At 34.3% G+C, this 12795-nt stretch carries 8 protein-coding genes; 3 read left to right on the top strand and 5 right to left on the bottom strand.

The annotated features are described in order from the left end of the window. Positions 1 to 305: 305 nt before the first annotated feature. The 5 genes from rpoE to BM319_RS21020 all read right to left on the bottom strand — a co-directional run bounded on the left by rpoE (position 306) and on the right by BM319_RS21020 (position 9471). On the bottom strand, positions 306 to 854 hold the full coding sequence (gene rpoE, locus BM319_RS21040) for a DNA-directed RNA polymerase subunit delta (protein WP_069033719.1): 549 nt from the start codon (positions 852 to 854) through the stop codon (positions 306 to 308). 267 nt (positions 855 to 1121) lie between these two features. Then, positions 1122 to 4361 carry a fused isobutyryl-CoA mutase/GTPase IcmF gene (gene icmF, locus BM319_RS21035; RefSeq protein WP_069033718.1) on the bottom strand — a complete coding sequence of 1080 codons (3240 nt, stop codon included), beginning with the start codon at positions 4359 to 4361 and terminating at the stop codon, positions 1122 to 1124. 127 nt (positions 4362 to 4488) lie between these two features. After that, on the bottom strand, positions 4489 to 5619 hold the full coding sequence (locus tag BM319_RS21030; RefSeq protein WP_069033717.1) for an acyl-CoA dehydrogenase: 1131 nt from the start codon (positions 5617 to 5619) through the stop codon (positions 4489 to 4491). A gap of 401 nt (positions 5620 to 6020) precedes the next feature. Further along, positions 6021 to 7202 (bottom strand): acetyl-CoA C-acetyltransferase, encoded by a 1182-nt coding sequence (locus BM319_RS21025; protein WP_069033716.1) that lies wholly within the window; start codon positions 7200 to 7202, stop codon positions 6021 to 6023. Positions 7203 to 7362: 160 nt separating this feature from the next. Further along, positions 7363 to 9471: a heterodisulfide reductase-related iron-sulfur binding cluster gene (locus BM319_RS21020; RefSeq protein ID WP_091024563.1), complete on the bottom strand. Its 2109-nt coding sequence runs from the start codon at positions 9469 to 9471 to the stop codon at positions 7363 to 7365. Positions 9472 to 9684: 213 nt separating this feature from the next. On the opposite strand from BM319_RS21020, the gene cls reads away from it, so the two are divergent. From cls to BM319_RS21005, 3 genes are all read left to right on the top strand, one after another. Next, complete coding sequence (gene cls / locus BM319_RS21015; RefSeq protein ID WP_091024562.1) at positions 9685 to 10878, top strand: cardiolipin synthase; 1194 nt, start codon at positions 9685 to 9687, stop codon at positions 10876 to 10878. Between the two features lie 43 nt (positions 10879 to 10921). Next, entirely contained in the window at positions 10922 to 11878 is a 957-nt protein-coding gene (gene uvsE / locus BM319_RS21010; protein WP_025569254.1) for a UV DNA damage repair endonuclease UvsE, read from the top strand. Positions 11879 to 12090: 212 nt separating this feature from the next. Beyond that, positions 12091 to 12459: a YybH family protein gene (locus BM319_RS21005; protein ID WP_069033713.1), complete on the top strand. Its 369-nt coding sequence runs from the start codon at positions 12091 to 12093 to the stop codon at positions 12457 to 12459. Positions 12460 to 12795 lie beyond the last annotated feature (336 nt).

Genomic DNA, 12795 nt, shown 5'->3' with positions numbered 1-12795 from the left:
CCTTTCATTTTTAGCATTCGTATTTTATTTTTCCTTACAAGAAATTACAAAGCTAATCCTTTATAAAAAATTATTTAATAACATTTTGTATGCATGCTTTATTGTCATCCAAAATTGGGTTTTTTCATGCAAATTTTTAACATTTGAATCGAAAGCAAACATTTCATTTATTGTTTTATTACATTAAGTATTTGTAAAAAAACAAAGACGCCCCCTATTTAAAATAGGGAGCGTCAAAATATATTTCGTTCTTTTTAAAGAGCCCAATAAGAATTCTACTCATTCAGTACTTAAAAGTCAAGAACTTATCGTTCTTCTTCCTCTTCAAATTCATCTAATTCTTCTTCTTCTTCATCTTCTAGCTCTAAATCTTCATCATCTATTTCAAGATCTTCATCATCTTCATCGATTTCTTCGTCATCAAACTCATCAGTTTCATCATCATCAACTAGATCTTCATCTAACTCGTCTAATTCAAGTTCTTCCTCTTCAAAATCATCTTCTTCAGATGCGTCATAATCTTCGAACTCATCTTCTTCTTCTAATTGTTTACGTTTCTTCTTAGGTTTTGCAACAGGTAATACTTCTTCTTCTGCTTGATCGTATGGATACCAAGCACGTAATCCCCAGCGATTTTCACCTAAACATACGAAACGGCCATCAATATTTAATTCTGTATAAAATTGAGGAAGTTTTTCTAATAGTGCCTCTCTAGTTACACCTAAAACTGTTGCCATTTGGTCAACTAAATCGTAAAAAGAAATAGGTTCCTTTGTTTCAGAAAAAAGTTCATATGCTAATTCAATAAGCGATAATTCTTTTAATTGCTCTTCCGAGTATTGCTTTAAACTCAAGGTAAGCACTCCTTTAAAAATAATATTTTCACCATAATTTAATAACATTATGTATAAATTTTACTAGTTAGCTATAAAATACATATCTTTCATTATAAACAAAACTAAGTTAAATATGCTAGCACCTTGTCTATATTTTTCAATATTAGACTAATTTTTTGCGAAAATAGTAAAATGAGCGTCTAAAAGACGCCCATTCTACCTAACTCCAGTCACATGCCACTTATGCTGTCTTAAAGCAGGACAACCGGCTTTCACAATTCTTTTTTACATATTTCTACGGTATTGTCCGCCTACTTCATATAATGCTTGAGTGATTTGTCCTAAACTAGCAACGCGAACAGTATTCATTAGCTCTTCGAATAAATTGCCATTTTGACGAGCAACTTGTTTTAATTGTTCTAAAGCAACCTGTGCTTCTGATTTATGTTTCACTTGGAATTGTTCTACATGATCAATTTGCGATTGTTTTTCTTCGTAGCTTGATCTAGCGATTTCCATCGTATTAATTGATTCCATTTGTTCGTTAGGATTGATATAAGAGTTTACTCCTATAATTGGAAGTTCACCATTATGTTTAAGTGTTTCATAATAAAGTGATTCTTCTTGAATTTTGCCACGTTGATATTGAAGCTCCATCGCACCTAATACGCCACCACGGTCACTGATTCTCTCAAACTCTTTTAAGACTGCTTCTTCTACTAAGTCTGTTAACTGCTCAATGATAAATGATCCTTGGATTGGATTTTCATTTTTTGATAGACCATTTTCTTTTTGAATAATAAGCTGAATCGCCATTGCTCGACGTACAGATTCCTCAGTAGGAGTTGTAACAGCTTCATCATATGCATTCGTATGAAGTGAGTTACAGTTATCGTATAAAGCCAGTAATGCTTGTAAAGTTGTACGTATATCATTAAACGCCATCTCTTGAGCATGTAATGAGCGACCTGATGTTTGAACATGGTATTTAAGTTTTTGGCTACGTTCAGATGCACCATATTTTTCTTTCATCGTAACAGCCCAAATTCTTCTCGCTACACGTCCGATTACAGAATACTCAGCATCAAGCCCATTACTAAAGAAGAATGATAAATTATGGGCAAAATCATCAATTTTCATGCCTCGACTTAAATAATATTCAACGTAAGTGAATCCATTTGATAAAGTGAATGCAAGTTGTGAAATAGGATTTGCTCCAGCTTCAGCAATATGATATCCAGAAATTGAAACCGAATAATAATTACGAACACTATTATCAATAAAATACTGTTGTATATCGCCCATCATTTTTAAAGCGAATTCTGTTGAGAAAATACATGTATTTTGACCTTGATCCTCTTTTAAAATGTCAGCTTGAACAGTACCACGAACTTTTTGTAAAGTTACTCGCTTTATTTCTGTAAATTCTTCAACTGTTAAAATACGACCTAATTCTTTTTCTTTTATTTCAACTTGTTGATGGATAGCAGTATTTAAAAACATAGCTAAAATAATTGGTGCTGGACCATTAATTGTCATAGAAACAGATGTTGAAGGACTACATAAATCAAAACCATTATAAAGCTCAATCATATTATCTAAAGTACATACATTAACTCCACTCTCACCAATTTTCCCAAAAATATCAGGACGGATTGCTGGGTCTTCTCCGTATAGAGTTACTGAATCAAATGCAGTACTTAAACGTTTAGCTGGGTCATTCTCACATAGATAGTGGAATCGTTTATTCGTTCTACTTGGAGGCCCCTCACCAGCAAATTGTCTCTTTGGATCTTCATCTTGACGCTTGAATGGGAACACTCCAGCTGTAAATGGGTAATATCCAGGTACGTTTTCTTTTGCTACCCATCTTAATAAATCTCCATAATCTCGATAAGTAGGTACAGATACTTTCGGTATTTTTGTGCCCGATAAAGTTGTAGTTGTTAACTCAACTTTAATTTCTTTATCTCTAATTTTTTGAATTAGTTGATCTTGTGAATATGCTTCTTTAATCAATTTAAAATGATTTAGTGCTTGTTTTGTAGATGGAGCAAGAGATTCTTCAAATTTATTTTTCAAATCTACTAATGTATGTTTTGCATCTTCAATATTTTGTGACTCTATTTCAGACAGTGTTCCTTCAATTTGATAAAGCTTTGAAGCTTTTGCTGCCTCAACTTCAGTGTTTTCGTGATAGTTTCTTACAGTTTCTGCAATTTCTCTTAAATAAAAACGACGATTACTTGGAATAATGACATGTTGTTTCTCAACATTACCCGGCTTAATATATGTCGTATTCCACTCATTTGTAGTGTGTTTTTCAATTGATTTTGTTAAAGCTAAAAATAAATTATTAGTTCCTGCATCGTTGAACTGGCTAGCTATTGTTCCATATACAGGCATTGTAGCGATATCATCATGGAAAAGATGACGACTACGTTGATATTGTTTTTGAACAAGACGTAATGCATCTTCTGAGCCTTGACGTTCAAATTTATTAATTGCAATCAAGTCTGCAAAGTCAATCATATCAATTTTTTCTAATTGCGAAGGTGCTCCAAATTCACTTGTCATAACGTACAGATGAATATCACTGTACTGCGTAATTGCAGCATCACCTTGACCTATACCACTTGTCTCAACAAAAATAACGTCAAAGTCAGCTGATTTTAAGATTGAAATCGTATCCTCTAATGCATTTGAGATTTCAGATTGACTATCTCGAGTAGCTAAACTTCTCATATACACATTTGGATGATGGATTGAATTCATACGAATACGATCACCTAATAGTGCCCCACCTGTTTTACGTTTTGTTGGGTCAATTGAAACAATACCGATTGTTTTTTCTGGAAACTCTTGAATAAAACGGCGTACTAGCTCATCTGTTAATGAACTCTTACCCGCTCCACCAGTACCAGTCATACCAATTACTACACTTTTATCAGTTTCTGATTTTTCTAATGTTGCGGCCATCTCTAAGCTTGAATCTAGAGAACCTTTATTTTCAGCTAAAGTAATAAATCTAGCAATTTCTTTATGATTTGTAGCAGATAGTTTTTGAACGTTTTCTAAGTCCTTCAAAGGTGGAAGAAAATCTGTGCTTTGTAACATATGATTAATCATCCCTTGAAGACCCATTATACGGCCATCTTCAGGTGAATAGATTTTAGTGATTCCGTATGCTTCTAACTCCTCTTGCTCCTTAGGTAGAATTACGCCACCACCTCCACCAAATAACTTGATGTGAGAAGCGCCTCTTTCTTGAAGCAAATCGTACATATATTTAAAGTACTCCATATGTCCACCTTGGTAGGAAGAAATTGAAATACCTTGTACATCCTCTTGAATTGCTGCGTTAATAATTTCTTCAACAGAGCGGTTATGGCCTAAATGAATTACTTCAACTCCATTTTCTTGCAATAATCTTCTAATCATATTGATTGACACGTCATGGCCATCAAATAAGCTTGATGCAGTAACGAAACGAATCTTGTGCTTAGCTTGATACTTTTCTACCATACTAATCATCCCCCAGAAATATAATTGCCTTTTTTTGTAAAAGAAAACTTGGTAAAGGGCTATCCATATTCCTTGTACCAAGCGATCCTAATCTTTCGTAATGCGAAAAGAAGAATAATATTATTTTTTATAGCATTCTTGAGATTACTAGTCTTTGAATTTCTTGTGTTCCTTCATAGATTTGAGTTATTTTAGCATCTCTCATAAAGCGTTCCACTGGATAATCCTTTGTATATCCATAGCCACCGAAAACTTGTACTGCCTCTGTTGTAACCTTCATCGCAGTATCTCCTGCTAGTAATTTAGACATAGCAGATTCCTTACCATATGGAAGTCCATTAGATTCTAACCAAGCAGCTTGATAAGTTAATAGACGAGAAGCTTCGATACTTGTAGCCATATCAGCAAGTTTAAATGAGACACCTTGCTGAGCAATAATTGGTTTGCCAAATTGAACACGCTCTTTAGCGTAATCAACTGAAGCATCTAAAGCACCTTGTGCAATACCTACTGCTTGAGCAGCGATTCCATTTCTACCACCATCAAGCGTTTGCATCGCAACTTTAAATCCTTTACCTTCTTCACCTAATAAGTTTTCAGCTGGGATGCGGCATTCTTCAAAGATAATTTCAGTTGTCGGCGATGAACGAATACCTAATTTACTTTCTTTCTTACCAACTGAAAAACCTGGTGTATCACTTTCAACGATAAATGCAGAAACTCCGTGTTTATTTGTAGGATCTGTCACAGCAAATACTACGTAAATTTCCGCTTCTCCACCGTTTGTAATAAATATTTTTGAACCATTTAATATATATTCGTTTCCTTCTTTTCTAGCAGTCGTTCTCATACCACCAGCATCTGACCCAGATCCTGGTTCAGTTAATCCATAAGCACCGATTTTTGTTCCTTGTGCTAACGGTTTTAAGAATTTTTGTTTTTGTTCTTCAGTACCAAACTTATATATCGGCCAACTAGCTAATGAAGTGTGGGCTGATAACGTTACACCTGTTGAAGCACAAACCCGAGAAAGCTCTTCAACAGCGATAACGTAAGCTAAATAATCACTGCCGATTCCACCATATTCCTCTGGGAATGGAATTCCTGTTAATCCCAACTCAGCCATTTGATCAAAAATTGAACGATCAAATTTTTCATGCTCATCACGCTCAGCAGCTGACGGAGCAACCTCATTTCTAGCAAAATCTCTTACCATTTTACGAATCATTTCATGTTCTTCACTTAAACGAAATTGCATAGATCATTTCCCCCGATTTTTGCTAGGACAAGTATCACAATCAAATGAAAGGTTTTAATTAAAGATAATTATTTTATATCCTATTCCCCTTAACTTAATTGCTCCCTTATCACTGCCATGTTGTTTTTGTCGATTTTTGTAAGCGTTAACAAAATATTTTCTACTTTGACTAAAAAGATAGTCTACTTCGTATAATATTAGACAAAAATCTGAAAATTCCTGTTATTTTTTGTAGAAAAATTTTTAAGTCTGGAAGGAAGGAAAAACAGGGTCAAGTTAATACGCAAAAATAGAAAAGCAAAAAAATAACAGCTTAAGGGAGGCAGTACTTAGATAGAAGGAAACATTCCCCTCCACACCTTTCCTGCTCTTCCATACACTGCTATTCTTGCTTTTCCCTCTTATCGTACCTCTACTAAGACTGCGTCTCCTTGACCACCACCGCTACAAATTGCAGCAATTCCAAGGCCTCCGCCTCGTGCTTTTAATGCATTAATTAAGGTTACAATGATTCTTGCACCACTTGCTCCAATTGGATGTCCTAGAGCAATCGCTCCACCATTTACATTTATTTTTTCTAAAGGTATATCCGCAATTTTCGCACTTGCTAAAACTACTGCTGCGAATGCTTCGTTAATTTCAAATAAATCAATATCTGATATCTTTTTATTTGTTTTTTGTAATAATTTTTGAATGACATATCCCGGAGTTCTAGGAAAGTCTTTTGCTTCTACAGCCATTGATTCTGTTGCAACGATTGTAGCTAAAGGTACATAGCCATTTAGTTTTGCTTCTTCCTCACTCATTAATAAAAGTGCCGCACCTGCGTCATTTAATCCAGGTGCATTTCCAGCTGTGATTGTTCCGTCGCGATCAAATGCTGGAGATAGCTTAGCTAGTTTTTCAATAGTAGTATCTTCCCTTGGACACTCGTCTACTTCTATTTTTGTTACGACTCCTTTTTTGCCAACTGACTCAATCGTTACAATCTCTTCTTCAAATTTACCTGTTTTAATCGATTCAACCGCAAGTTGTTGACTACGAAGTGCCCACTCATCTTGTTGCTCACGAGATATGTCTTCAAGTTTAGCAACTTCACTTCCGTATGTGCCCATATGAACTCCAGTAAATGAACAAGTTAAGCCATCTACTAGAAGGCCATCCTTTAATTCTGTGTTCCCCATTTTATTTCCCCATCTTATAGAGGTTTGATAATAAGGTGTATTGCTCATTGATTCCATTCCACCTGCAACAATACGTTTACTTTCACCAGAACGAATCAATAAATCAGAAAGCATAACGCTACGCATACCAGATGCACATACTTTATTTATTGTCTCTGATCTTGTTTCCCAAGGTAATCCTGCATTACGAAGTGCTTGTCTTGAAGGTAATTGTCCTTGTCCACCTTGTAAAACTGTTCCCATTATTACATCATCAATCATTTCTAATGGATGGTTAACACGGTTCAATGTCTCTTTAATTGCGATACCACCTAACTGAGCAGCACTAAAGCCCTTTAAGGCGCCTCCAAAACGTCCGATTGGTGTACGAACTGCACTTACTATAACTGTTTTACTCATCCCATTTTCCCCCTTAAAATTTTATCTATTTCTCCTCTATAATAAAATTCTATAATCAATCAATTCACCAAATAAAAAAACGCTGACAGGCAGTCTGAAAGGTGTACAAGTTGCACACCTTTCATTGCTATTTTATGAAGATTGAAAAGTTATAGAACTTTTATGAAGCTTGGTTTTGTTTGTCACCAAAAATCGATAACTCTAAAAGCTCTGCTATATCTAGTGTTTTAACATTTTCTTCGACTTCTTTTGCTTTTGTTCCATCTGATAGCATTGTTAAGCAATAAGGGCAACCTGTTCCAATTACATTTGGACTAACTGCAAGTGCTTGTTCAGTACGTGTTACATTAATACGATTACCAACATGCTCTTCCATCCACATTAATCCTCCACCCGCTCCACAGCACATACCTGTTTCGCGCTTACGCTCCATTTCAACTAGTTTGACACCAGGAATTGCACGAAGAATATCCCTAGGAGCTTCATAAACTTCATTGTATCGACCTAAATAACATGAATCGTGGTAAGTAATCACTTCATTAACTTGATGAACCGGTTTTAACTTACCCTCTTTAACCAATTGAGATAATAATTCTGTATGATGATAAACTTCTATTGATAAACCAAAATCAGGATATTCATTTTTAAATGTGTTATAAGCATGCGGGTCAATTGTTACTAATTTGCTTACTCCCGATTTTTCAATTTCTGCGATATTATTACTTGCTAACTCTTGGAATAAGAATTCTTGACCTAATCGTCTAGGTGTATCACCAGAATTTTTCTCCTTATTACCTAAAATTGCAAACTTAATTCCAGCTTCATTCATTAGTTTCGCAAATGCTAATGCGATTTTCTGGCTACGGTTATCATATGAACCCATTGCACCAACCCAGAATAAGTACTCAATTTCTTCTCCAGCTTTCTGAGCTTCTTTTACTGTTGGGATATGGATACTTTCATCAAGTTCTCTCCAGTTTTCACGGTCTTTACGATTTAATCCCCATGGGTTTCCTTGACGTTCGATATTTGTCATTGCACGTTGAGCATCTGGTTGCATCTTACCTTCCGTTAAAACTAAATAACGACGTAAATCAATTACCTTTTCAACATGCTCATTCATTACAGGACATTGATCTTCACAATTACGACAAGTTGTACATGCCCAAATCTCTTCCTCAGTAATTACATCACCAATTAAACTTGGACTATATTCCAATGTTGCTGCTGATTCTTGTTTTCCTTGTGAAGCAAATGCTAATTGATTTCCTTTTGTTTTAGAAAATGCAACTGTTGGAACCCAAGGTGCACGAGATGTTACAACAGCCCCTGTTTCAGTTAAATGATCACGGAGTTTTAAAATTAAATCCATCGGTGACAGCATTTTTCCAGTTGCAGTAGCTGGACATACATTAGTACAACGACCACATTCTACACAAGCATATAAATCAATTAATTGTGATTGACGGAAGTCGCTGATTTTTCCAACACCAAATGTTTCTTGTGTTTCATCTTCAAAATCTATTTTTTCTAATTTTCCTGCTTTCGTTAAACGATTAAAATACACGTTTGCTGGACCAGCAAGTAAATGTGCGTGTTTTGATTGAGGTACATATACTAAGAACGTTAAAAGTGAAATTAAGTGAGTCCACCACGCAACATAAAATAATGAAATTGATAAAGGCTTACTAATACCGTTAAAAACTGTTGCAATTAATGATGCGATTGGTTCATGAAAGCTTGTTGCTTCACCATGCCAAATGATTCCCATACCATTACCAAAAAGCGTTGATAACATTAATAAACCAATAAAAATAAGAACTAAACCGCTTTTCCAACCTCTTTTTAGTCGAACTAACTTCTCAATATATCGTCTATGGAAGGCCCAAACAACTGCCACCAATATAAGTAACGCAATGATTTCTTCAAAAAATGTAAATGCACCATATAAAGGTCCAAGAGGTAAATGTGCGCTAGGAACAAGACCTCTTATAATAAAGTCTAAAGCTCCTGCTTGAACTAAAATGAATCCATAAAAGAATAACAAATGAATAAATCCACTTTTCTTATCCTTTAATAGCTTTTTTTGTCCAAAAACATTGACCCAAATTTTTTGAAAACGTTCTTTCAAATTTCTTTCAAATTCTTCTTTTTTACCTAATTTAATGTAGGCAAGTCTTGTTTGAATCAGGTAAACGAATAAATAAATTGCATAAACTGTAATTGCCACAAACCCTAGTGCGTTCAAATACAAAAGTGCATGATTCATGATGTATTCCTCCCCCAATTTTCCCGGTTATAAAGAAAACGCTTACTGTTTAAAAATTTATAACCATAATAATATTCAGAAAATATATAATTTAATTATATTATGAATGACTATTCAGTCAAATACTTTTTCATATTAAATTGGCTCTTTTTCATATTCTTCAATGGATATGGTCATACTATCAACACGTAAAAGGTAAAGGAGTTTAATTATATGATTCTTTTCATTTGCTTAATTGCTCTACTCTTTCTTATACTCCTTGCTAGCTTAGATCTTTATTTTGGCTATAAAGCATTTCATAAATATGATAAAACTTGTCCATTTAAAAAAAGATATAGTGAGACAATGTTAATAACAGATGGTAATGATTTGTACAAGCATCTTCTAGACGATATAACAGAAGCAAGTAGTAGTATTTCGATGCTTTTTTATATTGTTCGAAATGATGATACATCCGAAAAATTTTTATCATTACTTGAAAGAAAAGCTCAGGAAGGATTACAAGTACGCCTCCTTGTTGATTGGATCGGAAGCTTTAGGCTTAAGCGTAAAAGAATAAAAAAACTAATAGAAAATGGCGTAGAAGTACTTTTTAATCGGCGAACGGGATTTCCATTTACCCTTTATCGTTTTCAACATCGTAACCATCGAAAGATTACTGTAATAGATCAAAAAGTCGGTTATTTTGGTGGTTTTAATATTGGCAAAGAATATATTGGTTTTGATGAAGATTTAGGTTATTGGAGAGATTATCATATTCGAATGACAGGTGAAGGTGTAAAAGATTTACACATTCAATTTTTAATAGACTGGGTTAGAAGTGGCGGAGAATCCTTTACGTTAATTAATGACGATGAATTAGCAAAAGGGAAAATCGAGCATCACTTCTATTCTTCGGACTTTGTACGCATTGAGAATCTATATAAAGATTTAATAAATCAGGCAAAAAAACATATTTATATTGGTACACCTTACTTTATTCCGACAAAAAAACTGATGAACGCACTTCTTGCCGCTCTTAAACGAGGTGTCCACATATGCGTAATGGTGCCGGAAAAAGAAGACCACAGACTAGTTAAAGAGGCGAGTTTTCCACATCTCCTTTTAATTTTAGAAGGTGGTGGGGAAGTTTTTCATTATCAGAAAGGGTTCTTTCATGCCAAAGTACTACTCATCGATGATTGTTGTTGTGATGTAGGATCCGTTAACTTTGATCGTAGAAGTCTTTGCATAAATGATGAATGGAGCTGTATTTTTTCAAGTGAGTCTTTCATATTGAAGATTAAGGAAATATTTACAAAGGACTTAGAACGCTCAAAATCATATCCTATTGAACATTATAAAAATACAACATTCTTATGGAAATGTCGCAAGCTTTTATCTAAGCTTCTTTCTCCATTAATGTAAACATTTGTACATATACAAAAACCAAGGTAGAGGTGAACAAAATATGATCATTCGATTTGGATATGTATCACATGCATTATCTTTATATAATTGTTCACCTGCAAAAACTCTTACATTTACACGTTATAAAGCCCTTGACCTGGAAGAACGTTTAGAGAAATTAATTTCTGTTACATCGCAAAATATTGAAAATACGTATAGAGCACTTCATTATAATGTGGGACAACAAATTCCCTTATATAGAATGTCCTCTTCAATGGTCCCTTTAGCGACTCATCCAGATGTAGAATTCGATTATATAAATATTTTTCACAAACAGTTTAAAGAAATAGGTGATTTTATCAAGAAGCATGAATTAAGAGTTAGTTTTCACCCTAACCAATTCACGCTTTTTACAAGTGAAAAACCTCATATAACTGATAATGCTGTGATTGATATGGAGTATCATTATAAAGTTCTTGAAGCAATGGGTATTTCTGACCAAAGCGTCATTAATATACATATTGGAGGAGCGTATGGAAATAAAGAGCTTGCGATCCAACGTTTTTATGAAAATATAAAAAAGCTCCCTACTCACATAAAAAAACAAATGACGCTAGAAAATGACGATAAAACGTATAATACAGCTGAAACACTAATGGTTTGTAAAAACGAAGGTATTCCGCTCGTATTTGACTATCATCATCATATGGCAAACTTATGTGAAGAACCATTAGAGAAATTATTACCCATTATATTTTCTACTTGGGAGCATACATTTTTGAAGCCTAAAATTCATATTTCATCTCCGAAATCCGATAAAGAGTTCAGAGCACATTCAGATTTAATTGACATTGACTTTATTAAGCCCTTTTTTGACATCGTCAGATCAATTGGAAGTGATATCGATATAATGATTGAATCGAAAAAAAAGGATTTAGCTCTATTGCAATTAATGGAAGATATAGCGAAATGGAGAGGTTATAAGCGAATAAGTGGCGGTATGATTGAAGTTACTTAAGTTCAGTACCAAAGACATAACAGCAGGAAATAGATGAAGAAAGCAATTAATAGGTTCATTTATGCTTACCGCAGCCCTTAAGGAAGTTTAACTTACCTTGAGGGTTTCTTTTGCTTTAAACTAACTGATTACTTATGCAAAGAATACTATGATGTATTATAGATATTCACCTACAAGACTTACTTCAACTCTACTATAAAGGTGGTTTGTATATGAGCTATCAAAATGCGTTACAACAATACATAACTGCAACAAATACACATGATTTTAATCAAGTAAAAAAATATATACACAAGGACGCCATTTATTGGTTTTCAGACAAAACCTGTACTTCTTTACTAGAAATTCAGCAGTATTTTGAAAATGCTTGGAATGTAATTCAAAATGAAGTTTACAAAGCTACAAATGTAAAATGGTTAACTACCGATCACAATTCTGCAACATGTACTTATCAATTTCAATATGAAGGATATTTGAAAGGAAACTTTGTATCCGGTCATGGTAGAGCTACCAATGTATTTATAAAAAATGACCATGGTGTTTGGCTGGTTATTCATGAGCATTTGAGCGGTATTTCCTAAGCCTTTATTCTTTCATGGGATTAGTTAAAAAACAACCTTGTCAGTTAAATTACCAAATTTTCGTAAAAGGAGTAGAGTGATGTTGATTTCCACTACAGGATGCTCGCTTTCCATGGGGCGAGATTCTTTAGCCTCCTCGGCAAGCCTGCGGGGTCTCAGCCTTCCCGCTTATCCCATAGGAGTCGAGCACTATCCGCTCCAATCAACTTAATCATCCAAAAAAGTCTGAAATAAACCCTAATCAAATAGCCTTTACTTAGAGTAACCTAACTGTTATGTAGAAAAACTAATCAACTGAATTTGTTTTTCTAAACATTAGGTCATAATATTTTCAAC

The organism is Bacillus sp. UNCCL81, from assembly GCF_900112535.1.
In the GTDB taxonomy this organism is placed as follows: domain Bacteria; phylum Bacillota; class Bacilli; order Bacillales; family Bacillaceae_G; genus Gottfriedia; species Gottfriedia luciferensis_B.
Note: the sequence above shows the minus strand (reverse complement) of the source record. Positions and strands in the feature narration are given on the sequence as shown.

Coding starts and splice junctions, on each gene's coding strand:
- icmF (WP_069033718.1), bottom strand. CDS start 4,361: ATGGTAGAAAAGTATCAAGCTAAGCACAAGATTCGTTTCGTTACTGCA.
- BM319_RS21030 (WP_069033717.1), bottom strand. CDS start 5,619: ATGCAATTTCGTTTAAGTGAAGAACATGAAATGATTCGTAAAATGGTA.
- BM319_RS21025 (WP_069033716.1), bottom strand. CDS start 7,202: ATGAGTAAAACAGTTATAGTAAGTGCAGTTCGTACACCAATCGGACGT.
- BM319_RS21020 (WP_091024563.1), bottom strand. CDS start 9,471: ATGAATCATGCACTTTTGTATTTGAACGCACTAGGGTTTGTGGCAATT.
- cls (WP_091024562.1), top strand. CDS start 9,685: ATGATTCTTTTCATTTGCTTAATTGCTCTACTCTTTCTTATACTCCTT.
- uvsE (WP_025569254.1), top strand. CDS start 10,922: ATGATCATTCGATTTGGATATGTATCACATGCATTATCTTTATATAAT.
- BM319_RS21005 (WP_069033713.1), top strand. CDS start 12,091: ATGAGCTATCAAAATGCGTTACAACAATACATAACTGCAACAAATACA.